At 61.8% G+C, this 25,146-nt stretch carries 20 protein-coding genes, 1 tRNA gene and 2 pseudogenes; 10 read left to right on the top strand and 13 right to left on the bottom strand.

Going from position 1 to position 25,146, the window contains the following annotated elements:
- Positions 1-617: 617 nt before the first annotated feature.
- Positions 618-1,679, bottom strand: a complete 1,062-nt coding sequence (gene selD, locus EN853_RS31610; protein ID WP_245517248.1) for a selenide, water dikinase SelD — start codon at positions 1,677-1,679, stop codon at positions 618-620.
- Between the two features lie 184 nt (positions 1,680-1,863).
- Here selD and fdnG point away from each other — a divergent pair, with 184 nt between their 5' ends.
- From fdnG to EN853_RS31570, 9 genes and pseudogenes are all read left to right on the top strand, one after another.
- Positions 1,864-4,950, top strand: a complete 3,087-nt coding sequence (fdnG, locus tag EN853_RS31605; RefSeq protein ID WP_127862875.1) for a formate dehydrogenase-N subunit alpha — start codon at positions 1,864-1,866, stop codon at positions 4,948-4,950.
- 12 nt (positions 4,951-4,962) lie between these two features.
- Positions 4,963-5,913 (top strand): formate dehydrogenase subunit beta, encoded by a 951-nt coding sequence (gene fdxH, locus EN853_RS31600; RefSeq protein WP_127862874.1) that lies wholly within the window; start codon positions 4,963-4,965, stop codon positions 5,911-5,913.
- Positions 5,900-6,604 (top strand): formate dehydrogenase subunit gamma, encoded by a 705-nt coding sequence (locus EN853_RS31595; RefSeq protein ID WP_127862873.1) that lies wholly within the window; start codon positions 5,900-5,902, stop codon positions 6,602-6,604. Before fdxH ends, EN853_RS31595 begins: the two co-directional genes overlap by 14 nt.
- A gap of 105 nt (positions 6,605-6,709) precedes the next feature.
- Entirely contained in the window at positions 6,710-7,627 is a 918-nt protein-coding gene (gene fdhE / locus EN853_RS31590; RefSeq protein WP_127862872.1) for a formate dehydrogenase accessory protein FdhE, read from the top strand.
- Positions 7,628-7,634: 7 nt separating this feature from the next.
- Positions 7,635-9,053, top strand: a complete 1,419-nt coding sequence (gene selA / locus EN853_RS31585) for an L-seryl-tRNA(Sec) selenium transferase (protein WP_127862871.1) — start codon at positions 7,635-7,637, stop codon at positions 9,051-9,053.
- On the top strand, positions 9,040-9,828 hold the full coding sequence (locus EN853_RS31580) for a tetratricopeptide repeat protein (RefSeq protein WP_127862870.1): 789 nt from the start codon (positions 9,040-9,042) through the stop codon (positions 9,826-9,828). The genes selA and EN853_RS31580 overlap by 14 nt, the downstream gene beginning before the upstream one ends.
- Positions 9,825-11,651, top strand: a pseudogene (gene selB, locus EN853_RS31575) (selenocysteine-specific translation elongation factor); the annotation flags it as partial. The gene EN853_RS31580 and the pseudogene selB, both read left to right, overlap by 4 nt.
- 126 nt (positions 11,652-11,777) lie before the next feature.
- Positions 11,778-11,873, top strand: a tRNA-Sec gene (locus tag EN853_RS33805).
- A gap of 52 nt (positions 11,874-11,925) precedes the next feature.
- A complete protein-coding gene (locus EN853_RS31570) occupies positions 11,926-12,366 on the top strand; it encodes a hypothetical protein (protein ID WP_127862868.1) in 441 nt (146 codons plus the stop codon).
- A gap of 327 nt (positions 12,367-12,693) precedes the next feature.
- Here the strand turns inward: EN853_RS31570 and EN853_RS31565 are convergent, their stop codons facing one another.
- The 8 genes from EN853_RS31565 to EN853_RS31530 all read right to left on the bottom strand — a co-directional run bounded on the left by EN853_RS31565 (position 12,694) and on the right by EN853_RS31530 (position 20,583).
- A complete protein-coding gene (locus EN853_RS31565; protein WP_127862867.1) occupies positions 12,694-12,978 on the bottom strand; it encodes a hypothetical protein in 285 nt (94 codons plus the stop codon).
- An 8-nt stretch (positions 12,979-12,986) separates the two neighbouring features.
- Entirely contained in the window at positions 12,987-13,685 is a 699-nt protein-coding gene (locus EN853_RS31560; RefSeq protein WP_127862866.1) for a hypothetical protein, read from the bottom strand.
- A 58-nt stretch (positions 13,686-13,743) separates the two neighbouring features.
- Positions 13,744-15,141 (bottom strand): amino acid permease, encoded by a 1,398-nt coding sequence (locus tag EN853_RS31555; RefSeq protein ID WP_126101781.1) that lies wholly within the window; start codon positions 15,139-15,141, stop codon positions 13,744-13,746.
- A gap of 10 nt (positions 15,142-15,151) precedes the next feature.
- Positions 15,152-15,319: a hypothetical protein gene (locus tag EN853_RS31550; RefSeq protein ID WP_167524661.1), complete on the bottom strand. Its 168-nt coding sequence runs from the start codon at positions 15,317-15,319 to the stop codon at positions 15,152-15,154.
- 10 nt (positions 15,320-15,329) lie between these two features.
- Positions 15,330-15,713 carry a hypothetical protein gene (locus EN853_RS31545; protein WP_126101782.1) on the bottom strand — a complete coding sequence of 128 codons (384 nt, stop codon included), beginning with the start codon at positions 15,711-15,713 and terminating at the stop codon, positions 15,330-15,332.
- An 11-nt stretch (positions 15,714-15,724) separates the two neighbouring features.
- The gene (locus tag EN853_RS31540; protein WP_127862865.1) at positions 15,725-16,039 is read right to left on the bottom strand and encodes a hypothetical protein; all 315 of its coding nucleotides are present in this window, start codon (positions 16,037-16,039) and stop codon (positions 15,725-15,727) included.
- 595 nt (positions 16,040-16,634) lie between these two features.
- The gene (gene glyA / locus EN853_RS31535) at positions 16,635-17,939 is read right to left on the bottom strand and encodes a serine hydroxymethyltransferase (RefSeq protein WP_127862864.1); all 1,305 of its coding nucleotides are present in this window, start codon (positions 17,937-17,939) and stop codon (positions 16,635-16,637) included.
- 43 nt (positions 17,940-17,982) lie between these two features.
- Entirely contained in the window at positions 17,983-20,583 is a 2,601-nt protein-coding gene (locus EN853_RS31530; protein WP_245517501.1) for a phosphoenolpyruvate carboxylase, read from the bottom strand.
- 469 nt (positions 20,584-21,052) lie between these two features.
- Between EN853_RS31530 and EN853_RS31525 the strand changes: the two genes are divergently transcribed.
- Complete coding sequence (locus EN853_RS31525) at positions 21,053-21,397, top strand: hypothetical protein (RefSeq protein ID WP_127862862.1); 345 nt, start codon at positions 21,053-21,055, stop codon at positions 21,395-21,397.
- A 181-nt stretch (positions 21,398-21,578) separates the two neighbouring features.
- Here EN853_RS31525 and EN853_RS31520 read toward each other — a convergent pair whose 3' ends face one another.
- From EN853_RS31520 to EN853_RS31505, 4 genes and pseudogenes are all read right to left on the bottom strand, one after another.
- On the bottom strand, positions 21,579-22,214 hold the full coding sequence (locus tag EN853_RS31520; protein WP_127862861.1) for a response regulator transcription factor: 636 nt from the start codon (positions 22,212-22,214) through the stop codon (positions 21,579-21,581).
- Between the two features lie 328 nt (positions 22,215-22,542).
- Positions 22,543-23,829 carry a DUF4147 domain-containing protein gene (locus EN853_RS31515; protein ID WP_210235045.1) on the bottom strand — a complete coding sequence of 429 codons (1,287 nt, stop codon included), beginning with the start codon at positions 23,827-23,829 and terminating at the stop codon, positions 22,543-22,545.
- A complete protein-coding gene (locus EN853_RS31510; protein WP_127862860.1) occupies positions 23,829-24,797 on the bottom strand; it encodes a D-glycerate dehydrogenase in 969 nt (322 codons plus the stop codon). The genes EN853_RS31515 and EN853_RS31510 overlap by 1 nt, the downstream gene beginning before the upstream one ends.
- A gap of 110 nt (positions 24,798-24,907) precedes the next feature.
- Positions 24,908-25,146 (bottom strand): annotated as a pseudogene (locus EN853_RS31505) (succinate--CoA ligase subunit alpha); the annotation flags it as partial.

Here is a 25,146-nt window from a genome sequence, read left to right as displayed (position 1 = left end):
CATGCTTTTGCGCTAAGCATATAGGAGGTCGGGCCGATATGAGAAACGCGTACTGCGCGGCGATGAGGATCTAGTCAACACTCATCCAAATGGATCCTGTGGCCGCATAGGCCTAAGTTCCGACGACGCTCGACACCATCAGCAATCCGACCAGAAACTGAGGAAAATACATCTCCCCAATCCTACTTCCATCCTCACCAAGTCTGAGGGCATGGGACTGCGACCGATTGTGGATGCAATATGGAGGCATCTTGCTCTAAGCATAGATTTCGCTCGCGTTTAAGAGCATCCTCCCGGGCGGGAAAGGGCTTGGACAGGTTCCCGGCACGACAATCGGTCCGATCAATGGCGCGCAAGTGTACCGACGCTAGCCGATCGCTCGCTCTCGGGACAGGCAGCGCACCCGCATGAATGGCATCCATGCGCCTGAACGCCGCCGATGCTGCGCCCGATGCCAGGGCTTCGCATATACCTGCAGTCGGCAATCGGCCGAAGCGCTGAAGCTTCCCGGCTGTTTCGAGCTCATGCAATGCGCGTGACTTGGGATCGATATCACCGCTTCGTCCGCGATAGCCGGCGCGGCCAATGCCGAAGGACGAGACGCTCGAGCAGATGGCTCATTCCTCGATCGCTACGGCAGGTCGCCCGCGCTCGACGCATCCGATCACTCTAGCCGACGGATGGCCGCTCCTGACGATTGTCTCGGCCAGTGCATCGGCGCTGCTCGACTCGCAGGCAATCAGCAGTCCACCCGAAGTTTGTGGGTCAGTAAGAAGATAGCGCCGCCACTCCGGCATGCCTTCATGCAGTCGCACCGCTTCGCTGTAGCTTGCCCAATTGCGACGCGATGCGCCGGTAAAGAAGCCTTGCTCCGCAAGCGAGGAGGCTTGTGCAAAGACGGGAACTTCCTGCTCACTGATCACAAGTGTGCAACCGGAACCGCGCGCCATTTCAAGGGCGTGTCCAATCAGGCCGAACCCGGTCACATCGGTGATCGCATGCACGCTCGCGTCCTCGGCGAGTTCGGCCCCGATCCGGTTGAGACGGGTCGTTGAAGCAATCATCTCGTCATAGCCGCTGGGCGACAGCGCCTGCTTTTTGATGGCTGCGGAATAGATTCCGACGCCGAGGCCTTTGGTCAGGATCAAGGCATCTCCAGGCCTGGCTCGCGAATTGCGCCGGATGTTCGCCGGCCGGCAAGTGCCGATCACGGCAAGCCCGTAGATCGGTTCCAGAGAGTCGATCGAATGGCCACCCGCGACCGGTATTCCGGCCACGGCACAGATGTCGCGGCCGCCCTTCAGTATTTCCCGCACAACGTGCGTCGGCAGCTTCTCCAGAGGCATTCCGAGGATGGCCAGAGCCATGATCGGTCGCCCACCCATTGCGTAGACGTCGGAGAGTGCGTTGGCCGCGGCGATCCGGCCGAAGTCATACGGATCATCCACCATCGGCATAAAGAAATCGGTGGTGGCAATCACGCAGGTTGCGTCGTCGATCTGCCAGACGGCAGCATCATCTCCAGTTTCGGTGCCGACAAGGAGTTGCCGAAAGAGGCTGGGTTCCGTCTCCTCGGCAAGAAGCTGCTGCAGGACGGAAGGCGCCAGCTTGCAGCCGCAACCGCCGCCATGAGCAAGGCTGGTCAGGCGCGGAGGCGCTTTGCCGATGTCGCCCCGCAACGCGGGAGCCGTTTCCAACACCACGCCATACTGTAGTGCCACATTCGGAAAAGCGTCAACGCCTTCTTGCCCGGTCGGGCCTGCGCTCTAAGTGTTTGACATTGCGCCAATTCGGCTCAAAATGGCGTCAGTATCTCTTGGTTCTGGATGCCCCTATGGGCATGGAATTCGGGAGGGAATCCAGATGAATGTTGAACTCTCACGACGCGCGTTCCTGCAGACGACAGGCGCGGGTCTCGCCGGCACGACGTTAGGGGCTCTCGGCTTCGCCGAGATCGAAGCCGCGCATGCGGCGGCGATACGGTCCTTCAAGCTCGCCAATACCACCGAGACGCGCAACACCTGCCCATACTGTTCCGTAGCCTGCGGCATAATCCTCTATTCGAAAGGCGATCTTAGAAAGGGCGAGCAGGCCGACATCACCCATATCGAGGGCGATACCGACCATCCGACCAATCGTGGCACCTTGTGTCCCAAGGGGTCGGCTCTGCTCGGCTTCGTAAAATCTCCGACCCGCCTGCAGCATCCGATGGTCCGCAAGCCCGGGTCCGACAAATTCGAGCCGATAAGCTGGGAAGACGCACTCGGCCGCATCGCCCGCCTGATGAAGGACGATCGCGACAAGAACTTCGTCGCGAGGAATAATGACGGGGCGACGGTCAACCGGTGGATCTCCACCGGATTCCTTGCCGCCTCGGCTTCGACCAATGAAACCGCGTTCGCGACCTACAAGGTGGTGCGCAGCGCGGGAATGCTGGTGTTCGACAACCAGGCGCGTGTCTGACACGGCCCGACGGTGGCGAGTCTCGCCCCAACATTCGGCCGCGGCGCAATGACCAACTCCTGGACAGACATCAGGAATACGGATCTTGTTGTGATCATGGGCGGCAATGCTGCGGAAGCGCATCCTTGCGGCTTCAAATGGGTCACGGAAGCGAAGGCCAACCGCGGCGCCAAGCTCATCGTCATCGACCCGCGCTTTACGCGCTCGGCTTCGGTGTCGGATCTTTACGCACCGATCCGCCAGGGAACGGACATCGCCTTCCTGCTCGGCCTGATCAACTACTGTATCCAGCACGACAAGGTGCAGTGGGACTATGTGAAGGCCTTCACCAACGCGACCTATGTCGTCAAGGAGGGCTTCACATATAAGGACGGCCTCTTCTCCGGCTATGACGAGGCGAAGCGGGATTACGACAAGTCCACTTGGGACTATGACATAGGTCCGGACGGCTTTGCCGTCGTTGACGAGACGCTGCAGAACCCGCGTTGCGTCTGGAACCTCCTGAAGAACCACGTCTCCGTCTACGCGCCGGAGATGGTCGAGCGCATCTGCGGCACGCCAACGGACAAATTCCTGAAGGTGGCCGCGATGGTCGCGGAGACCTCTTCGCCCACCAAGGCGATGACCTCGATGTATGCGCTCGGCTGGACCCAGCACTCGAAGGGCTCGCAGAACATCCGCGCCATGGCGATGCTGCAGCTTGTTCTCGGCAATATCGGCATACGCGGCGGCGGCATGAACGCGCTTCGCGGCCACTCCAACATCCAGGGGCTGACCGACCTCGGGCTGATGTCGAACCTTTTGCCCGGCTATCTCACGCTGCCGACGCAGAAGGAGCCGGACCTCGCGACCTACATGTCGACGCGTGGTTTCAAGCCTCTGCGGCCGAACCAGATGAGCTACTGGCAGAACTACAAGAAGTTCTTCGTCAGCTTCCAGAAGTCGATGTGGGGCGATGCGGCAACGCCGGAGAACGACTTCGCCTATGACTACCTGCCGAAGCTCGACGTGCCGGGCTACGATCTGCTGCGTGCTTTCGAGCTGATGCACCAGGGCAAGATGAACGGCTATTTCTGCCAGGGCTTCAACCCGCTGCAGGCGGCCCCGAACAAGAAGAAGGTGATCGAGTCACTCTCGAAGCTCAAATTCCTCGTCATCATGGATCCACTGGACACGGAGACGGGGCGGTTCTGGGAGAACCATGGGCCGTACAACGATGTCGATCCGTCGCAGATCCAGACGGAAGTCTACCAGCTGCCGTCAACCTGCTTCGCCGAGGACGACGGTTCGCTGGTCAATTCAGGGCGCTGGCTGCAGTGGCATTGGGCCGGCGGCACGCCCCCCGGCGAAGCCAAGCGCGATACCTGGATCATGGCGCAGCTCTATCTGCGCCTGAAGGAGCTCTACACCAAGGAAGGCGGCGCCTTCCCCGATCCGATCGTCAAGCTCAACTGGCCTTATGCCGATCCCGGCGATCCGAAGGCCGAGGAGCTTGCCCAGGAGATCAACGGCAGGGCGCTCGCCAAGGTGACCGACACGGCCGACCCGACAAAAGTACTGGCCGAGGCCGGCAAGCTGCTGCCTGCCTTTGCGGCATTGCGTGACGACGGCTCGACCGCCTGCGGCTGCTGGATCTATTCCGGGTGCTTCAACGAGAACGGCAACAACATGGCCAGGCGCGATACGACCGATCCGGACGACGCCGGCTTCTATTCGAAATGGGCGTTCTCATGGCCCGCCAACCGCCGCATCCTCTACAACAGGGCGTCGGCTGACCTCACCGGAAAACCTTGGGACCCAAGCCGCAAAGTGATCGAATGGGACGGCGCGAAGTGGTCGGGTTACGACGTGCCCGACATTGTGCCTACGGCCAAGCCGGATCAGGTTGGCCCGTTCATCATGAACCCGGAAGGCGTCTCGCGCCTCTTTACCCGGGGCATGATGCGCGACGGACCGTTCCCGGCGCACTACGAGCCGTTCGAGTCACCGATCGTCAATCCTGTGGCGCCCAAAGTCCGCGGCAATCCGGCCGCTCGTGTATTCAAGGGCGACATGGCCCAGTTTGCCGAAGCCGCTTCGAAGGAGTTTCCGTATGCGGCGACCTCCTACCGGCTGACCGAGCATTTCCATTTCTGGACCAAGCACGTCATCGTCAACGCGGTGATCCAGCCGGAGTTCTTCGTGGAGATTTCGGAACAGCTTGCAGCCGAGAAGGGCATCACCAAGGGCGGCTGGGTTCGCGTCTGGTCGAAGCGCGGTTCTGTTGTGGCGAAGGCCATGGTGACCAAGCGGATCAAGCCGCTCACCTGCGACGGCAAGATCGTCCATATCGTCGGCATTCCGCTGCACTGGGGGTTCACGGGAGCGGCGAAGAAAGGCTTCGGCCCGAACATGCTCACTCCCTTTGTCGGCGACGCCAATATCGAGACGCCCGAGTACAAGGCGTTCCTGGTCAATATCGAGCCCGCGCCAGGGCCGGCGGCATAGGAGGGGCAAGCGATGTTTCCTCCCCTTCCCAACCCTTCGACGACGGAGACGGCGCCGCGTTTTTCCGAGAAGGACCTCATCCGCCGCTCGGCATCGAACGTACTTGCCCCCGAGCGGCAGCTGACGGAAGTCGCGAAGCTGATCGACGTCTCGAAATGCATCGGCTGCAAGGCATGCCAGACGGCCTGCATCGAGTGGAACGACACGCACCCGCCGGTTGGCGCCTTCGACGGCGCCTTCGAGAACCCTCCGGACCTGACGCCGGACATGTTCACGCTGATGCGCTACAGCGAATGGGACAATCCCGAAACCAACGAACTCGAATGGCTGATCAGGAAGGACGGCTGCATGCACTGCGCCGATCCCGGCTGCCTCAAGGCCTGCCCGGCGCCGGGCGCGATCGTGCAGTATTCGAATGGCATCGTCGATTTCGTCCACGAGAACTGCATCGGCTGCGGCTACTGCATCAAGGGCTGTCCGTTCAACATTCCGCGCATCTCCAAAGTCGATCACACGGCCTACAAATGCACGCTCTGCTCAGACCGCGTCGCAGTCGGCCAGGGCCCCGCATGCGCCAAGGCTTGCCCGACGCAGGCGATTGTGTTCGGCACGAAAGACGAAATGAAACAGCACGCCGATGGCCGCATCAAGGACCTGAAATCGCGCGGCTATCTGAACGCCGGCCTTTACGATCCGCCAGGCGTCGGCGGGACACATGTGATGTATGTGCTGCATCATGCCGACCAGCCGGAAATCTACTCGGGCCTGCCGAAGGAGCCGCGGATCAGCCCGCTGGTGGAGGCGTGGAAAGGTGTGACCAAATATGCCGGCCTCACGGTCCTGGGTGTGGCAGCCGGCATCGGCTTGCTCCACCATTTGATCATGGGACCGAACAGGGTCACCGCGGCGGATGAGGAGCACGCCGAAGAGTTGACGGAAGGCGATAGCCATGGCCGCCGATGACGTGAAGCCAAACGAACAAATACATCCCGGCAGACCAGTTATCGTGGACCGCTATACGGTCGGGGCGCGGATCAACCACTGGATCACGGCGGCCAGCCTGATCCTGCTCGGCCTGTCCGGACTTGCGATGTTTCACCCGAGCCTGTTCTTCCTGTCAGGCCTTTTTGGCGGCGGCCAGTTCACGCGCTTCATCCATCCATGGATCGGAGTCGTGCTCTTCTTCAGCTTCCTTGGGCTTTTCCTTCGGTTCTGGAAGGCCAACCTTTGGCAACGCGACGACGGAACGTGGCTCGCACGCTTCCGTGACGTATTGGCCAATCATGAGGACAATGCCCCTGAAGTCGGCAAGTACAATGCCGGCCAGAAGCTCGTCTTCTGGTCGATGTCGGTTCTGATTGTGATCCTCATCTCCAGCGGATTGGTGGCATGGGATCAATATTTCTTCCAATATACGACAATCGATCAGAAGCGCCTGGCCATACTTATCCACTCCATCGCCGCAGTGGTGATCATCGGCGTCTGGATCGTCCATTTCTACTCGGCCATCTGGGTGCGGGGTACCATTTCCGCCATGACCCGCGGACGGGTGACTGGCGGCTGGGCCTGGCGGCATCACCGCAAATGGCTGCGGGAACTCGTCACCAGATCTCGCAAGGAGACGGGACCGTCGGGGTCGAAGCCCGCCGAATAGAGCGGGCGCTGGCGGGATGACTTTTGCGCCCTAGATTTTGTGTTTGCGCATGATTGTGCGCGCCGGTCAGGCAACCACGTGGCCCGTGCGGTTCGTGAGGTTCGAATGCCAAGACAGATCATTCCGGCCGGGTTCGACCCCACCGCCATTGGCGAAGTCTCGGCTCCTCCTTTTGCCCGCCTTCCCGAGCCCGCGCTTCTGTTTTCTCGCCGCGCTGAGCGGTGGAACGCGCTGGCGGCGGGCCATGACCTGGGTCCCTATCTTCGCTTTCTTGCCGCTCTCGCCGATGTTCAGCACCGCATCCAGCAACGCTTGGCGGAGCCGGAGATGCCTGATGCCGCGGTGCGCGAGCGTGCGCGCAGCTTTGGAATGCCGCCGCTCGACCGCGGCAACCTCGCGCCCGACGCAGCCGCCGAGACGCTCGACCGCCTGATCGTCGCGGCGTCGGAGATCAGGAAGACGGTCGCCGCGGCCGATGCGTTGGACCGTTTGAAGCAAGCCACTCCGGCGATGCTTGGCGACATGGTGCGCAATGTACTTGCCGACGCGATTCCGATGCAGGCGCTCGCCGAGCATGTCTATGTCGCGGCCGCGCTACAGGTCCACTTCGCCCGTCTCGCCGCCCGCCTCGATGCCCGAGCACTGATGCCGGTGGGCGACGGCGCATGCCCCGCCTGCGGCAGCCCGCCGACATCCTCAATCGTCGTCGGCTGGCAGGGCGCCCACGGGGCGCGGTTCTGCGCCTGCTCGCTATGCGGCACGCTTTGGAACTACGTGCGCATCAAATGCACGCTGTGCGGCTCGACCAAGGGCATCGGCTACCAGGAGGTCGATAGCGGACCGGGCACGGTGAAGGCCGAGACCTGCGATTCCTGCGGCTGCTATGTGAAGATCCTTCACCAGCACAAGGATTCCGGCCTCGACCCGGTTGCCGACGACGTGGCCACGCTTGGGCTCGACATCCTCGTCCGCGAAGGTGGCTACCGCCGCGGATCCTTCAACCCTTTCCTGATCGGCTATTGAGGGCGCGATGACCAGTTTGCCCACAAGCCGCCTGCGCGATCTCCCGTCAGTCGATCGCGTGCTTAAGACCGCGCTCGCGGCCGCTGCGATCGAGCGTTTCGGGCAGCAGGCCTCGACGCGCGCCATCCGGGACGCTCTCGAAGAAGCGCGGGCAGCTTGCCGTGCTGGGGCTGCAGTGCCCGAGCCGAGCGACCTCGCCGCCGACGCACTCGTCCGCCTCAAGGCCGCGGAGTGCCCGTCGCTGCGCCCGGTTTTCAACCTGACTGGCACGGTGCTGCACACCAATCTCGGCCGCGCGCTCATCGCGGGCGAGGCTTTAGAGGCGGTGCGCACTGCCATGAGCGAAGCAGTGGCGCTCGAATTCAACATCGGCACCGGCAGACGCGGCGAGCGTGACGATCATCTGCGGACCCTCATATGCGAGCTCACCGGGGCCGAGGACGCGACCATTGTCAACAACAACGCTGCCGCGGTCCTTCTCGTCCTCAACACGTTTTCGCTTGGCCGCGAGGCCGTCGTGTCGCGTGGCGAGCTGATCGAGATCGGCGGCTCTTTCCGCATGCCGGACATCATGGCCCGCGCTGGCGCGAAACTCGTTGAGGTCGGCACGACCAACCGCACGCATCCCAGGGATTATTTATCGGCCATCGGTCCGGCGACCGGACTTGTTTTCAAGGTGCACACGTCCAACTACCGGATCGAAGGGTTCACGGCCGAGGTCTCGGCGCGCGATCTTTCGGCGATCGCCAAGGAGCGCGGTGTGCCGCTCATCCACGACCTGGGGTCCGGCACGCTCATCGATCTCACACGATATGGACTCATGCACGAGCCTACCGTGGGCGAAGCGATTGGGAACGGCGCCGATCTCGTTACTTTCTCGGGCGACAAGCTGCTCGGCGGGCCGCAGGCTGGTTTCATCGTCGGCCGGAAAGACCTTCTTGCCGAGGTCAACCGAAACCCGATGAAGAGAGCGCTTCGCGTCGACAAGCTCCGGCTCGCCGCACTGGAGGCGACGCTGAAGCTCTATCGCAACCCGGATCGCCTGGTTGAACGTTTGCCGACGCTGAGGCTGCTTGCACGCCCCGCTGCCGAAATTGCCGCACAGGCCCGGCGCCTCGCTCCCGTGCTTTCCAATGTTGTCGGCGATGAGTTTATAGTCGACGTGGTGGAGTGCCGCAGCCAGGTCGGATCAGGTGCAATGCCGCTCGACACCTTGCCGAGCGCCGGGCTTGCCACAAGCCACCAATCAGGAAGCGGTCAGGCCCTGGAAGCGCTCGCGGCAGGATTGCGGGCGCTGCCCATTCCCGTGATGGGGCGCATTGAAAAGCAGGCGCTCGTCCTCGATCTGCGCTGCCTCGAGGACGAGGCCGGCTTGGCGGCCAATCTTGCGAGCTTCTCTCCAGGAGGCGACGATGCGGTGGCTTGATCGTCTCGCGCACAAGCTGGCCCGGACATCCGTGGCTGACCAGTTAGCCGTCGCCATCGACGCTGCCAAGCGCAGCGACTACGCCACAGCGCTAGCCATCTGGGAGCCGCTGGCGCGGTCTGGATCGGCGCGCGCCCAAAACAATATCGGCGCCTGCTTTGCCGAGGGCCTCGGCGTCGAGCGTGATGCCAATCTCGCCTTCCGCTGGCTGGCGCTCGCTGCCGAAGCCGGCGATCCGGTCGGGCTGCGGAATCTCGCCTCGCTCTGTTTCCGCGGCGATGGCGTTGAACAGAATTACCGCCGTGCGGCCGAACTCTATCGGGCCGCGGCCGAACAAGGCGACGGACCGGCGCAGGACATGCTGAGCTGGATGTTGCTCGAGGGTGAGGTCATCGAGCCTGACATTGCCGAAGCGCGATGCTGGGCGCTGGCCGCCGCAAAGCAAGGGATCGCGTCGGCAATGACCCGTGTCGGCATGCTTTATCACAACGCACTCGGAGTGTCGCGCGATCCTGCCGAGGCGGTCCGCTGGTGGCGCAAGGCCGCGTTGCGTGGCGACGCGGACGGTCAGGCCCTGCTCGGCGCTGCCTGCCATCTCGGGGCTGGCGTTCCCGCCGACGCGGTCGAAGCTTATGTGTGGCTCCTGCGAGCGCAAGTAGGCGGTAGTGTTCTCGCAGGCCGGTACATGGACGCGGCGCGCGCTGCGCTCACCGTCGACGAAATCGCCAAGGCGGAACGCCACGCGACATCGCCGCTCGAGGAGCCTGCGCCATGATTGTCGGCACGGCGGGACATGTCGACCATGGCAAGACGGCGCTGGTGCAGGCGCTGACCGGCGTCGACACGGATCGGCTCCAGGAGGAGAAGGCGCGAGGCATGACGATCGATCTCGGCTTCGCCTATCTCGCGACGCCGAGCGGAAATGTCGTCGGCTTCATCGACGTTCCCGGCCACGAGCGCTTCGTGCACACGATGGTCGCAGGCGCAAGCGGCATCGATTTCGTGCTGCTGGTCGTGGCGGCTGACGACGGCGTCATGCCGCAGACGCGTGAACATCTGGCCATCGTCGATCTCATTGGCGTCAAACGTGGGCTGGTCGTACTTTCGAAGTGCGATCTGGCCGACCCGGCACGACGCGTTGCCGTTGCCGCCGACATCCGATCCACCCTCGTGGGCACTGTCCTGGAAGATGCTGGGGTCATCCCTGTATCGGCAGTCACCGGCGAAGGCATCGATGACCTCAAATGCCTGCTGTTCGAAGAGGCGTTGCGCTTTGCCGAACGCTCAGCCTCCGGCCGCTTTCGATTGGCGGTCGACCGCTGCTTTACCCTCCACGGCATCGGTACGGTCGTAACCGGCACCGTCCTTTCAGGCTCCGTCAGCCTTGGCGACAGCGTCGTGGTGAGCCCGTCGGGACTTGCCGCGCGCATTCGCTCGATCCACGCCCAGAACCGGGTCGCGGAACGCGGCCGCGCCGGGAGCCGTTGCGCACTCAATCTGGCCGGCGACGGGGTCAGCAAGGAAGCGATACGGCGCGGATGTGTGATCCTCGATCCCGCGCTTCACGCGCCGGCAGATAGGATCGATGCCGAGCTGCGTGTTCTGCCCGGCGAGCGAAGGCCGATCGGGCAATGGTTTCCGGTGCGGCTCCATCACGCCGCGACCGAGGTCGGGGCTCGGATCGTTCTTCTCGGCGATGAGCCTATAGCGCCAGGCGGCACGGCCAAGGTCCAGGTCGTTTTGGAAAGCCCGATCGCTGCCGTTGCCGGAGATGCCTACGTGATGCGCGACACCTCTGCGCAGCGAACCATAGGCGGCGGGCGCTTCATCGACCTTAGGGCGCCGAGCCGGAAACGCCGCTCACCGGAACGGCTGGCTAGACTCGAAGCGTTAGCCAACCCTGTTCCGGAAAAGGCCGTCGCCACGCTCCTTGACACACCGCCCCGCTATCTGGATCTGGGAGCCTTCGCCCGCGACCGCGCCCTCGGTGCCGATGAGGTCGCAACCCTGATCGACCGTCTCGGCCTTGTGACTATTTCCGCCAACGAAACGCAGTTTGTTGTCTCGTCGATGCATTGGACTCGGTTCAAACGCGACCTGAACACAATCCTGGAGACCTTTCACGCCGACAACCCGGATTTGCCGGGCATCGGCATGGAAAAGCTGCGCCTTCATCTCGATCCCTGTCTCCCTGCGCCCGCCTTCGCTGCAGCAATGCGAAGTCTCGTCCGTGTCGGCCAAATTGAGCTCGACGGCGCCTGGATACGGCTTCCGGGTCATGAAGTCCGTCTTGCCGCCAGGGAGGAAGCTCTGTGGCGGGAGATCGAGCCGTTGATGGCCGGCCCGGTGAGATTTCACCCCCCAAGAGTGCGCGACATCGCGGGCGAGCTTGGCAGGCCGGAAGCAGAAATCCGCAAGCTTCTGAAGCTTACCGGGCGCATCGGTATGGTGCACGAGGTTGCGCATGATCACTTCTTCCTTCGCTCGGCGCTGGCTGGGATCGTCGATATCGCCTGCGGTCTGGCGGCCGAGCATGACGGGCAGTTCAGCGCCGCACAATTTCGCGACAGTGCGGGCAGCGGGCGCAAGGTTGCCGTTCACATCCTCGAATTTCTCGACCGGCACGGCGTCACCCTGCGCCGCGGCGACCTGCGGCGCATCAACAAGCATCGGCTGGACCTGTTTCGACGCCAGGAGAACAATGGGCCACTGACAGAGGCCTCTGGAGGAGCATCGTCCCCGGTGGGGCGTCCGGACTTCAAATCCGGGAGGGGCCGCGAGTCGGTCCTTGGTGGGTTCGACTCCCACTCTCTTCCGCCACCCTCACAGAATTGGCCCTGAAAAGGATCGGATCTTTCCGAGGGAAGACACGATGCCAGCATCCTTTCTGCTTGAACTGATGACTGCGGCCGAGGCCGCCAAGGCTGCGGAGACGAGTTTCCGGCACGAGGCGGCAAGGCAGATAGCGGCGCTGGAGCAGGACCGCGCAATCGCCTTCAGGCGGCTCAACCTCATGCAGGTCATCGCCGACGCAATAGGTCCGGCGGAAAGCGAGGATGTAGCCGTGGCGAGCGCCTTCGCCGCTTTGCGTACTCGCCTCGGCTGGGATGCAGACAGCGAGGCGCGCATGGAGGTGATCTCGCATTTTGGCCCGGTCGCGCTGGCAATGTTTCGGGATTCAAGCGAAGGTCAATCCGCCAGCATTCACGCCGCGCTTGCGGATTTCGAGCATTGGTATTCTGAAACCCGAGGCTCCAGCTTCTGGGCCCTGTTTGACCAACAGATGCCCGACACGCCTATAGTCGATTTCTGAAAAAATCCATGAAACCACAAACTCCGACGCCGAGGCCGCCAAAAGGTTACGCTTTTGATTTTAAATGGAAAATAGACGCAAAAGTATTTTTGAGCGCTTAGCACCTATCGGTATCGGCCGGAACGAACTTCGGTTGTTCGGCCGAGCGGTAACGCTTCGGAGGTGTCGCCGAAAGTACCGTCGCCGCCGATGAATAAAACCCCGCTGGGCAGCGCCATTCGGCGGCACGCCGCGGATACCGACAATAAGAGGCATCGTTGCGGCTTGGGTTGCCCTGGCGATTGGCGGCGCGAGCACGAACCGGCGCGAGTCTCCCAGTGTCTTCGCTCAAGCGAGACGGCTTTGATGCCTCGCGCTTGATGCCGCCGTCGCCAGGACCCGAGCCCGACGATAGGCATCCGGGATCGACAGTGCCCACACGAACAACCCGAACGCATGTCGCCCGATGAACGATTGATCCGGGGTTGTCGTCATATAGCTGATCACCGAAAAGAACAGCACGAAGAACGCAAACGCTAGCCCGCGCCTCGGGTCGCGTACGGCAAAATGACCGGCCCCGGGGCAGAGGATCGCCATGGCGAGGACCAGGTAAGGATTGATTGGCTTGGCCATCGGCGACCTCAGGCGGCTTCGTGGACAGCAGTGGTGGCGCCGCCCGCGGCCAGCGCCTCGCTCAGGGACTGCGCCTCCGCGACTGCCTTGCTGACGAGATCGGCGGAAATCGTGGTGACTGCAAAGCGGATCTGCCGCAGCAATAGATGTGCTCCGCGCTCGCCCTGGGCGACCTGGCGAATCACCCGGGTACCGCGCGGCGAAATGATGGCTTCCTTAACGGCGGGATCGGATAAGAGGTTACGGAAGATCGCTATGGCGCGCTCAACCTGGCAGGCAGTGGCGCGACCATCGCCGCGCATCAACACTGATGCGTCCATCTGTGGTGGCGCCATCCATTCAGGCAAGTCATGGACAAGCGAATAATATTCAGCACCGGTCGGGCGGGCGAGCACGCCAATCGCTGGCCGGCTGCGTTCGCTGACTTCGCTGAGTGTCACCCGGAGCCAGAGCTGCGGCAGTCGACGTGTGACCATTGTGTCGGCAAGGAGTTCGATCCGCACCTGTCTGCCGTCCTCAAGGCGGCTGACAAGAATGGGAAAGTGATCGGGGGCGAAGCTGATCCGCGCATCGGGAAAAGACCTCGCCGCCTCGTCAAGAAGCCCCCTGCGTTTCGCGAGGGAGGCACGATGGTCGCTGATCGCGCGCTTGCCTATCCAGGCGCCAGCAGCCGCGATGAAAGCGGAAAGAGCGATGGTGGTGATCATCGAGATCGCCTTGATGAGGACGTGGCGGCGCAAGAGCGCGCCGCCACGTCTGACAGGTTCAGTAACCGCGCGGCTTTGGCCAGGGCATGGTGAACTGGTCGCCCCGACGCACGAACCGATAGCGCCGGAAATGGAACCAGAGCGATGCCACGATGTAGAAGCACATCATCGCGCTGAGCTGCGTGCCGTAGCCAAGGAACACAGCGAAGTACGCGGCAGCGCACAGCGTCAGCAGGACGATCGTCGGCAGTGGGTGGAGCGGGTGCACATAGCCGCGCTTGATCGTTTCGAGCGGCCATTTGCGCCGGAACATGACCATATTGAAGGTCATGAAGGTGTAGCCGAGCAGGCCCGACAGGATCGAGAATGTCACGACCTGGTCGAGTGGCGCGCCAAGCGCGAAGATGAGGGCAATGGGAACCAGGAAAACGATCGACCGATACGGCGTGCGGTAGACCGGGTGTACCGCGCCGAACCAGCTCGGCAGATAGCGGTCGCGGCCCATGGAGAACCAGGCGCGCGAGGCATCGTTGATACATCCGTTGGCCGATGCGAGCGTCGAAAACATCGTGCCGACGAAGAGCAGCACCATCAAGCCGGTGTTGCCCGTGACGCGCGCGGCGTCAAAGAGCGGCGTTCCGGCCTGGCCGAGATATTCCCAAGGCAAGAGGCCTGAACAGACATACCAGGTCATGGTCGCGGCAATCAGCAGCGTCATGATGCCGGCCATGGTACCGTAGGGAAGCGAACGCGCTGGCGACCGCACTTCTTCCGCGGCCTGGCAGGTGCCCTCGATGCCGAGATAATACCACAAGCCGAAGTGCAGCGCCGCGACGATGCCGATCCAGCCGTAGGGCAGCGGGGCTGTGGTGATCGCCGAAAAGTCCATCGGCACGGCAGAGGCCCCGAGTTGCACCGAGACGAACAGGGCAATGATCGCCAGGAAAGCAATGGCGGTGATGACCAGATTGAAGGTCAGTGTAGCCAAAACGCCGCGGAAATTGAGCCACGCCAGGAACATGATGGAAAGGATGATGAACGGCTTCTGGTTGAGGCCGGTATGGCCCATCATCCCCGCGACCGTGTCGAGCAGATAGCCGACGGTAATCGCGTTGGCCGCCTCGAGCATGGTGTAGGCCATGACCAGGAACAGGCCGACATTGAAGGCCATCAACGGTCCGACAATGTGCTTGGCTTGAGCGTACTGGCCGCCAGCCGCGGCAATGGTTGACGTCACTTCGGAGTCGATCATCGCCACGCATGTGTAGAGCAGGCCTGCCACCCAGCAGGCGGCAAGTCCGGCGATCATGCCGCCTTTGCCGACAGAGAAGTTCCAGCCCATATATTCCCCGACCAGCACGATCCCGACGCCGAGGGCCCAGATATGGGCGGGGCCGAGCACGCGCAGGAGCTGAAGTCGCTCGGTTGCGGGTGCGGTTGCAGTCACGTTTGCCATTTCCGTCCCCTCAGATCTGGTGGCGCTCGGCCGTCACCTCGATCTCGCCTTCGCGTGATGAGGTCAGCAGCTCGTTGTCGTAGGTGGTGTCTATGCGAATTAGGTTCATGAGCATCAGCGCACCGAACAGGGCTGACAGGGCCCAGGCCACGTATTCAAGGATGTTCCAGATATCCATGGTCGCCTCCCTATCGCCGCTTGGGATCGAAGCGTTCTTCGATCACTTCGCGGTATTCCCTGTCGGAAAGCCGCACGACTAGGACAAAATAGCCAACAACCAGCACCGCCATGACGATCAGCGGCAGCCAGTTGAAGCTGTAATCGAAGCGCGCGGTGATGATGTCGTTCGCGGCAGCCGGGTCGGCAATTCCAATCGCCGCCCATTGCTTGGCCTCGGTCGCATTCTGACCAAGCGCTTCCCAGGTCGGATTGGCGATGGGGTTAGGTGTTTTGGCGGCGCCGGCAAAGCCCAGGTAGAGGGGCAAATAGAGGGCGCCCACGGTCAGCACGAGTAGGGTAATGACGTCGAATACCTGACCGGCGAGGCCTTGCTTGGGAGGTTGATATGCCATTTTCTAGCTCCTTAGCCCCGACGCCTGCGCATCTCGTCGAGATGCTTGATGTCAAGGCCGTAGATGAAGTGCTTGTCCTCGACGTAGTGGCGCAGCATGGCGATTATGGCCGCGGTGTTAAAAACCAGCACCAATCCGCACGCGACCGACAGGATGATGCGCATGGCGGGGATCGAAATGAACGGCCACACGCTGAACAGCGCGAAAAGAAGTGTGCCCCACAGCACGACAACGAAGACCAGCAGGCCAGCGCGATCGCGGGCATGCATCCTATCGATGCGCTGGTTGAGGCTGAGTTCGTCGGTTCTACTGAGTGTTGCTTCCATTTGTTCTCCTCCAGACGGCCATTTTCGGCTTCGTTGCGCTTTTCGTGTGGGAAAATTAATTTCCCAACAGGAATATCAGGCAAAGTTAATTTCCTGTCAAGTGACGCGGTGCAGATAGTGGATGGCGTCGGTGAGGCAGAGATGCTCCTGAACAGACTGAACCTTGATATGGGTTTGCATTCACGCGCATGCGTTCGCGACACCGCAGACCAGGTCGCGGTGGAACGCATCTTTCGATCGCGGAGCGCGACCATAAGAAGCCTTGCCCCTCGCGTTGCCTCGGTGGGAATTGAAGCCGTCGTCACGATTGATAGTCGCTCGCTAGCCGACATCTCGGGCGAACTCGCGCCAAGTGCGTAACGCTTTCCGTCCGGAATAGCGTAAAACAAATAGCTGGAGCAGTTCAGCGATTATACCGAACGCTGAACAGCTCTAGATTAGTCTAGACTAAATCCGGTCGTCTTGCCGAAGCACTCCGCGCGCGATGCAATTCGGCTTCACCGGAGAGGAAAGGCGTTGCGGCTTTTCCGTCTGGAGTTGCTTGAGAATCAACTTCTGGACGACCAATTCTATCAAAACTGAGCTGCTCCAGGAATCAGTCGTAGATCGGGAATTGGCTGACCAAATCGTGCACTTCCTCGCGCACAGCCGCCTCGATTGCTGCGTTGCCGGCTTCGCCATTGGCAGACAACCCATCGATCACGCTCATCGTCAAGCGTCCGACCTGACGGAATTCTTCCGCGAGCAAGCCGCGTGTGGTGCAGGCCGGGCTGCCTAGGCGGATGCCCGACGTCACCATAGGGCCCTGCGGGTCGAACGGGATGCCGTTCTTGTTGCAGGTGATGTGGGCGCGACCGAGCGCGGCTTCAACAGACTTGCCAGTCAGTCGTTTGCGCCGCAAGTCGACCAACATCAAGTGCGTGTCGGTACCGCCCGAGACGATATCAACGCCCCCCTCGGCGAGGGCCTCGGAAAGGACCTTGGCATTGGCCACAACGTTTGCCGCATAGACCTTGAATTCGGGCGCCAGCGCCTCGCCGAAAGCGACGGCTTTTGCGGCGATTACGTGCATCAGCGGTCCCCCTTGGAGGCCGGGGAACACCGCCGAATTGATCTTTTTCCCGATCTCCTCGTCGTTGGACAGCACCATGCCGCCACGCGGGCCGCGCAGGGTCTTATGGGTGGTTGTGGTCACCACGTGGGCGTATTCGAGGGGGTTGGGGTGGACACCACCAGCAACTAGGCCGGCAAAATGCGCCATGTCCACGAACAGCTTGGCGCCGACCTCGTCGGCTATCGCGCGAAAGGCCTTGAAATCGATCATGCGCGGATAGGCGGAACCGCCGGCAAGGATCACCTTGGGCCGGTGCTTGCGTGCCAGATCGCGCACCTCATCGAGGTCGATGCGATGAGTATCAGGGCGAACCCCGTAGGAAACGACATTGAACCACTTGCCGGATTGGTTGACCGGCGCGCCGTGGGTGAGATGTCCGCCGGCGGCGAGGTTGAGACCCAGAAAGGTATCACCAGGCTGCATCAGCGCCATGAAAACCGATTGGTTGGCCTGGCTGCCAGAGTTTGGCTGGACGTTGGCGAAGGAGCAGCCAAACAGCGTCTTGGCGCGCTCGCGCGCCAGATCCTCGACCTCGTCCACGAATTGGCAGCCGCCATAGTACCGGCGGCCCGGATAGCCCTCTGCATATTTGTTGGTCAGCACCGAACCTTGTGCCTCGAGCACCGCCTTGGAAACGATGTTTTCGGAAGCGATCAGCTCGACCTCGTCACGCTGGCGTGTGAGTTCGCGCTTCATGGCGTCATCGACGGCACGATCCGTAATGGCCACGCCGGCGCGGAAGAACCGACCTGCGGAGCTGATGCCAGGCTTGGTCGAAATATTCATAAGGCTCCTCCCTTGCGACGCGACGCTTGCGTCAAGATCGCGGTCACCCAGTCCAGCCAAGACCGGCTGAAATGCAGTTGATCGAAAGCAAAAGCGCGTTGACCGCCCGCTTTGGTTTTGCGGTGGAGCCGTCCTGTGCGCGGACCTCGCGCAAGAGCTGCACCTGCAATCGGTGTATGCTGTCCATCTGCGGCCTAATGCGATCGAAGTGCCGCTTGAAAGTGGGGAAGCGCTGCGAGACTTTCAGGCCACCATTGACCTCGGCGATCATCTTTCGGGTCAGCAGATATTCGGTGGCGATCTTGCCGTAGATCCGTTCACCCACCTCGCGATCTTGGACCAGCCCGGCATAGAGCCGGCCGATTTCCATGTCGGTCTGGTAAATTCCCTTGTCGACCTCGTCGACGATGAGACGGAAGAAGCGCGAGCGCTCGAACATCTGCCTGAGCAGCTCCAGTCCGGCGTTGCCTCGAACATTGAGGAAGGAATTGAGCGCGCTGCCGATGCCGTACCAATTGGTCAGCAGATGCCGGTTCTGGCTCCAGGCGAAAACCCAAGGAATGGCACGCAGGTCGGAAATGTCGCGGGCCCCGAAGCGGCGTGCCGGACGCGATCCGATCTTGAGCAGCGACAGCTCCTCCACAGGACTGGCCTGATGGAAATAGTCGATAAAACCCGGCTCGTTGATAAGGCTGGAATAGGATGCCTGCGACATGCCGGTCAACGCCTCCAGAGCCTCATTGAACTCGGGAATGTCCCTCAGTTCGGGCTCGTTGGCCGACTTGACGCTGTGGGCGAAAACGCTCGCGGCGAAGATTTCGAGCTGGTAACGCCCCGTGCCGCGGTTGGCGAATTTCGACGACACCACCTCGCCCTGCTCCGTCACGCGCATCGCTCCGTCGACCGTGCAGGCGGGCTGGGCGGCGATCGCGCGGCCCGTCGGCGCACCGCCCCGGCTGACCGAACCGCCGCGGCCATGGAAGAAGCTGATCTTGATCTTCCGCTTCTGGCCCAGGGCGTGGATACGCCTTTGCGTCTTATTCAACTCCCAGTTCGAAGCGAGGAACCCGCCATCCTTGTTGGAGTCGGAATATCCCAGCATGACTTCCTGCCGGTTGGAGAAGTCGCGCAGCGAGCGGCGTACGATCGAGACCGCCAGCAGCCGATCTAAAATGTCGGGGGCGGCACGCAAGTCGGCAATGGTCTCGAAAAGGGGTACGACCCGCAGTCCGATTGTGCCGCTGCCGTCGAGCGCGGTGGCCATGCCGCTGTATTGGCCGAGCAAATAGACGGCAAGCAGGTCATCGCAAGAGCGTGTCATGCTCAATATGAAGGCGCCCACCGCACCGCCGTTCGGTCCAGACGCGGCCCCGCGAATGACATCGAACAGGTCAAGGAGCTCGCACGCCTCTGCCGAGAGCGCCCCCCGGTCGATCCCAAGCTGTTCGCCTGTGCTGAGTGCTGTCCGAATGCGCGTGCTCCATTGTGGCGTATCCGGCGTTGGCGCCTGATCCGTATCTGTAAGTCTGAAAAGTTCGGCCAGTACTCGATTGACGACCGTCGACTTCTGGCGAATATCCAATGCGACCGTGCGGAAGCCAAAAGTCTCGACCTGCTGGCGCAGGGGGCGGACGAAGCGTCGCGCGACGTGGTTGCCACCCAGTTTGGCCAGCACCGTCTCGAGGTGGCGCAGGTCGGCCTTGAGCAACTCCGAGCGGGCATACGGCTTGGCCGCGGTCTCACCGAGCATGGCCCGCAAGCGATCCAGCATCGCAGCCGCGAACTGTCGCAGCGGCTCTCCAGGATTGCGCGCCACAATCTCGCGAGCCGCACCGCTCCGATGCAGCGCCTGGCCCAGCGCCTTGGTGAAGTCCTCAGGGATGTCGACGACATTGGCGCTGACGCTAAGCACCGTAACCAATCGGCGAACCTGCTGGATGTACCAGCCGATAATCGCCTGGCGCGATTCCTTGAGCGCACAAGCGGTAGTGCTTGCGGTCACATTCGGATTGCCGTCACGGTCCCCGCCGATCCACGACGCATAGTGCATGAAGGATGGCACCTTGAGGTCGTAATCCGGGTAGTGACGGGCGAGCGCTTCCTCCACGGCATCATAGATCTTCGGAGTCGCCTCGAAGATCACCTCACGGAAGAAATGCAGGCCCCAGGCAATCTCACTTTCAACCGAGGGGCGTTCAAGCCGCAACTCACCCGACATCCACAGCAGCTCGATCTCGCTCCTGAGATCGTCGATCAATTGCTGATGCTCGCGTGGTGCCCAGCGCTGCTGCTCGAGCTCGGTGAGCTTGCGGTAGATGCGCCGGTGGATTTCGAGAACTGTGACTCGCTTTGCCTCGGTCGGGTGGGCGGTCATGGTTGGACCGACACTCAGCTTATCGAGGGTGGCTTGGATCTCCTCGGCCGGGTAGCCGGCGGTTTTTATTTCGCCTATGACATTGGCGAAGGAGCCAATCACCTCGTTTGAGCCGTCCATTTGCTCAAGCTCGCGGCGTGAACGCATTGCCAGCAATTCGTTAGCGATCGCGACGAGCTGGAACCATATCCCTGTCGCCTGCAGGGCAGGAATGCGCTGGGCGTCAGTGAGGGTGTCGAGGCTTGCACGCCCGGTCAGAACATCCCCCATCCCGGGTTCCCGTTCGCTGACGACGGTCGTCAGGAGCCTGAAAAGCAGGCTCCTGACGTCCTCGTGACAGCTGATTGGTCTGCTGTCGTTCAAAGCGGCACCCATTCTTCCAAGCGTTATCCCGAGCTTGCCGAATCAGGCGGATATCTCGGGATTCTCCATCTGGAAGCAGATAGACTTTCCGCCTTCTTGAAAACGCCCGGACGGGTAGATTTGCCATTCGTTCGGGTGGGTCGGAGCACCGACCGAATGATGATCCGCAAGGCCGACCTGGGGCTGTCGAACCAAGCATGAATCACGATCTTGCCAACATTGGTCCAGCGCGTTTTGGATCTGGACGCCATTTAACTGTTATGCAAAGATGTTGCCTCATAGGAAAAGAAGGCAAAGCATCTAAGACTGAGGTTCAGATCCCACTAACCGCTAGCTCAGCGCGTTTCACAAGGGGACCTCGGGGAGGGACTTGGACATGGATATACACAAGGTGTTTCCAGATCTCTTTGAAGGGCATGCGCCGATCACCCTCCAGAACGCCTTTCACGAAGCGCTCGAGGCGCTCGAGGAATGGGGCGAGAAAGACGAAGAGCCGCTCGTTCCGATCCACGGCATTGCCATACCGATCAGCAGCGTTTTCGCCAGAATGAGCGACTGCACCGATCTGATGCCGCTCAGAACACAAGGTGTTCTGGAAGCGATCATCGGCAAGGATCTGGTTCGCGCCTCAGGACGGATGCTTTACGCTGACGCAGCAAGGCTTGCGATGCCCCTGTTCGCTGCGCGGGTAGACCCTGGCGCCCTTCCCGCTTATCCTTGACGGGGACGAACGCACGCGACCGCAGCACCCCGGACTTTCTTGGAGAGAGTCTAGCCGTCACGTATTGCTTCAAAGCCGCCGAACACGGCGGGGACCGGGTAACCCCAGGCCGTGAAGGCTGTCCCGCATATAGGATTGCCAAGAACAGCGACGCAGGCCATGGCAAACCCTCACGGCGGGTTCAAACGCGCCCTCGATTTTTCTCGCCGGCGTAGAGCGCCACAGCCATCGCCCGGTTGCGGACGTCAAGTTTGTCGTAGAGGTTTCTGAGGTGGTATTTGACCGTATTCTCGGAAATTCCGGTGCGGGTCGCGATCTGCAGATTGGTCCAGCCGTCGGCCAGAACCGAAAGCAGCTCGCGCTCGCGTGTCGTCAGTCGCGACATCGGCGTGTCGTTGATTTTCGAGACGTCCAGGTAAGGGACGCAAATCCGGCCATTGGCGACCGCGACCAGGGTGTCGAAAAGGATCGCCGGGTCATCGAACTGATAGCAGAACCCTTGAACGCCAAGGCGCACGCACTGCTTGAGGATAGCAATGTCGTGATCGTTGGAAAAGATCACGAGGCGCGCATGCAGGCTGCGCCGCTGCATCTCCGTCATGACAGCGCCGGCGTCCATATCCGACAATTTCCACCCGAGCACGGCGAGGTCGAACTGAGGAGTCGAGGCTGACGCCGCCCGGAGAAAAGCCTCACCGGCCTGGACGCTGCCAACGAGATCGAAGCGGTCATCTCGCGAGATCATATCCCCAAGGGCAGCGACCACGAGCGGATTGCGCTCTCCGATCAAGATCCTGAATCTGCTCTTTTCGGGCATTGACTCCACCTAAGTCCCGACACATTGGCGCTGATCTTAGACTCGGCGGCATTCATGCGCGTTCCCGGCCTTCGGCTCTTGCGCCTTCTCCCTTGCAGTCCCCTATGCTGGCCGACCGCTTTTCCTGCTTCGACCACCCTTCGGCATTGATCCCCGCTCGACGCGATCCGCCATGATTGCTATTCATAGCATGAATTTAATTTTCCTTCTAGTACAATCGATCAGATCGACACACGGGTTGGATTGGGCCTCCGCGAAGCGTGGGCCTTGCGCGCGCTCTGGCCGGCGCGGCTTCATGTTGCTGGACGGCGTGGAATGCGACGAAATGCTACTGCATCAACAATATCTGCAGGTCCGCGACATTGGTGCCGGTAGCGCCCGTCATCAACAAATCTCCAGACGTTGCCAACGCGGCATAGGAATCATTGTTGGCCAGCAGGACAGCGGGCTCCGGACCGAAATTGCGCATTCGGAACGTGGACCCTGCGTCGACGATAGCCCCGGCCGCGTCGGTGGGACCATCCCGGCCATCGGTACCGCCGCTCAGAAACACCCAGTCGCGGCGGATCGCTTTCTCTTCATTGGCCAGCGCGAACCGCAGCGCCAGTTCCTGATTGCGTCCTCCCTTGCCCGTGCCTGAGACCTCGACGGTTGTCTCGCCGCCGGCGACCACCGCCACCGGTCCTGCATGGCAGGCATGTTGGAGCGCGATACCGTGAAGCGTGCCAGCAGCGTCACGGACATTGCCGGACAACCAGTCGGTGGCCTTGACGACACGAATGCCGCGTTGCCGGGCTTTTGCCATCACGCTTTCAACACTAATGCGGTTGGAACCGACGACCACATTCTCGATGCGGTAGGACATCGCTTCTGAAAAGCGCTCGTCCGGCGAAAGAAGAGCGTCCCTGAAAGACGAGTCGACCCGATACTTCGAAAGCACGCTCTGCGCATGGGAAACGGAAGCGTAGAGCGGAGCTGTAGGGCCGCTAGCCACAAGGCGAACGTCATCGTCGGGCACATCCGAGACAATGAGCGACAGTATGTCGGCCCTCAATGCCAATTGCGCCAAGCGTCCACCCTTCAGGCGCGAAAAATGCTGCCTGACAGTGTTGATTTCCCGAATGTCGGCGCCCGAACGGATGAGGGTGTCGTTGAGCGAAATCTTGTCAGCCAGCGACAGCCCGGCCGAGGGAGCGCACAACAGCGCCGAGCCGCCACCGCTGACGAGAACGAGAAGAAGGTCGCCAGACTCCGCCGATCGGGCGAGGTTCTCGACGGCGCGGCCCGCATCGAGGCTGCCCTGATCCGGCAGGGGGTGGCCGGCCGTGATGACCGCCACGCCATCGATCACCACGGCATTTTCGGCATTGGTGACAGCTACGGCCTTGTGCAGCTTGCCGCCAATCAGCGGCAATGCCGCGCAAGTCATCGCGCAAGCCGCCTTGCCGAAGGCGATAACGATGACGCGCGTGGCCTTTTCAAGCCGCTCAGCGTGCCGTTCCAGCGCAGCGACAACCGCAGGGCCCGGCTCAGCCGCTGCGACGCCCATCCGAAACAGGTCGATCGCCTGTTTGCGGAGGTCCATAAATGCCGGCGCAGGGCCGGGCAGCACCATCACACCACCCGATCCGGAGCGGGTTTGCCGTCGAAGAAAGCGATGAGATTGTCCAGGGCCTTCATGCCCATCGCCTCTCGTGTCTCCGCGGTCGCGCTGCCGAGATGGGGAAGGAGAACCACGTTCTCCCTCTCAACCAGGCCTCGGGGCACCGCCGGTTCTTCCGCATAGACGTCGAGTCCGGCGCCGGCGATCATTTCCTTGTCGAGCGCGCGGACGAGGGCGGTCTCGTCGACTATATCTCCACGCGCCGTATTTATGAGGAAAGCGCTCGGCTTCATGATTGAGAGCCTTGCTTCGTCAATCAGATGCTTGTTTTCGGCTCCGCCGGGACAATGCAGCGAGACGAAGTCGGACTCACCGAGCACCGCCTCGATGGAAGGAAGTTGCCGGGCAGACATTGATCGGGTCTCGTCGTCGTCAACCTTGGAACGGTTGTAGAAGACGACATCCATGCCAAAGCCGAAATGCGCTCGACGTGCCATGGCCTTGCCGATGCGTCCCATGCCAATGATCCCGAGCTTCTTGCCTGAGACCTTCGTGCCGATGAGATGCGTTGGACACCATCCCTTCCAGCCGCCGGCGCGCAGTTGCCGCTCGCCCTCACCGGCGCGGCGTGCGACGGACAGGAGCAGGCTCATCGCGATGTCCGCCGTGCAGTCCGTCAGCACTCCCGGTGTATTCGTCACCGCGATGCCGCGTTCGCGGGCAGCCGCCACATCTATGTGGCTGAAACCGACCCCGAAATTGGCGAGCAGTCTAGTGCGACAGCGGTCAGACGGAAACACCGAGGCAGGCAGTCGATCACTGACCGTCGGAAGGATTGCGTCATAGGTCTGGAACGCCGTTGCGAGTTCCGCTGCCGTCAGTGGCACATCATCTTCATTCAGCACGGCGTCAAACCGTTCTACCAGGATCCTCTCCACCTTGGCCGGCCAGCGGCGGGTTACGATCACACGCGACTTCATTCATAACCTCTCAACTTGCGCAATCGCACGGCGAACCGCCGGACGAGTCCGGCAGTTCGCGATGCTGCCAGCGATTTCGACGCACCACCTCGGCCGGGCCAGGCGCGGGCTTAAGCCGCCTTCAGCCTCTGTTTCAGGACATCGGCGACCGTTGCACCGAACGCTGCCGGGGTCGGCACGATGACGACGCCGGCGTCCTTGAGGATCTCGACCTTTTCCTGCGCCGACTCGCCGAAGGCCGAGATGATGGCGCCGGCATGGCCCATGCGGCGGCCCTTCGGCGCCGAAAGGCCGGCGATGTAGGCGATCAGCGGCTTCCTCATATTGTCGCGCGCCCAGATCGCGGCTT

Source organism: Mesorhizobium sp. M1C.F.Ca.ET.210.01.1.1 (assembly GCF_004791585.1).
Classification (GTDB): domain Bacteria; phylum Pseudomonadota; class Alphaproteobacteria; order Rhizobiales; family Rhizobiaceae; genus Mesorhizobium.
Note: the sequence above shows the minus strand (reverse complement) of the source record. Positions and strands in the feature narration are given on the sequence as shown.

Excerpts from the sequence above, each read along its gene's own strand:
- fdxH (WP_127862874.1), top strand. The coding sequence starts at position 4,963 with ATGTTTCCTCCCCTTCCCAACCCTTCGACGACGGAGACGGCGCCGCGT.
- EN853_RS31595 (WP_127862873.1), top strand. The coding sequence starts at position 5,900 with ATGGCCGCCGATGACGTGAAGCCAAACGAACAAATACATCCCGGCAGA.
- fdhE (WP_127862872.1), top strand. The coding sequence starts at position 6,710 with ATGCCAAGACAGATCATTCCGGCCGGGTTCGACCCCACCGCCATTGGC.
- selA (WP_127862871.1), top strand. The coding sequence starts at position 7,635 with ATGACCAGTTTGCCCACAAGCCGCCTGCGCGATCTCCCGTCAGTCGAT.
- EN853_RS31580 (WP_127862870.1), top strand. The coding sequence starts at position 9,040 with ATGCGGTGGCTTGATCGTCTCGCGCACAAGCTGGCCCGGACATCCGTG.
- EN853_RS31570 (WP_127862868.1), top strand. The coding sequence starts at position 11,926 with ATGCCAGCATCCTTTCTGCTTGAACTGATGACTGCGGCCGAGGCCGCC.
- EN853_RS31565 (WP_127862867.1), bottom strand. The coding sequence starts at position 12,978 with ATGGCCAAGCCAATCAATCCTTACCTGGTCCTCGCCATGGCGATCCTC.
- EN853_RS31560 (WP_127862866.1), bottom strand. The coding sequence starts at position 13,685 with ATGATCACCACCATCGCTCTTTCCGCTTTCATCGCGGCTGCTGGCGCC.
- EN853_RS31555 (WP_126101781.1), bottom strand. The coding sequence starts at position 15,141 with ATGGCAAACGTGACTGCAACCGCACCCGCAACCGAGCGACTTCAGCTC.
- EN853_RS31550 (WP_167524661.1), bottom strand. The coding sequence starts at position 15,319 with ATGGATATCTGGAACATCCTTGAATACGTGGCCTGGGCCCTGTCAGCC.
- EN853_RS31545 (WP_126101782.1), bottom strand. The coding sequence starts at position 15,713 with ATGGCATATCAACCTCCCAAGCAAGGCCTCGCCGGTCAGGTATTCGAC.
- EN853_RS31540 (WP_127862865.1), bottom strand. The coding sequence starts at position 16,039 with ATGGAAGCAACACTCAGTAGAACCGACGAACTCAGCCTCAACCAGCGC.
- glyA (WP_127862864.1), bottom strand. The coding sequence starts at position 17,939 with ATGAATATTTCGACCAAGCCTGGCATCAGCTCCGCAGGTCGGTTCTTC.
- EN853_RS31530 (WP_245517501.1), bottom strand. The coding sequence starts at position 20,583 with ATGGGGGATGTTCTGACCGGGCGTGCAAGCCTCGACACCCTCACTGAC.
- EN853_RS31525 (WP_127862862.1), top strand. The coding sequence starts at position 21,053 with ATGGATATACACAAGGTGTTTCCAGATCTCTTTGAAGGGCATGCGCCG.
- EN853_RS31520 (WP_127862861.1), bottom strand. The coding sequence starts at position 22,214 with ATGCCCGAAAAGAGCAGATTCAGGATCTTGATCGGAGAGCGCAATCCG.
- EN853_RS31515 (WP_210235045.1), bottom strand. The coding sequence starts at position 23,829 with ATGGTGCTGCCCGGCCCTGCGCCGGCATTTATGGACCTCCGCAAACAG.
- EN853_RS31510 (WP_127862860.1), bottom strand. The coding sequence starts at position 24,797 with ATGAAGTCGCGTGTGATCGTAACCCGCCGCTGGCCGGCCAAGGTGGAG.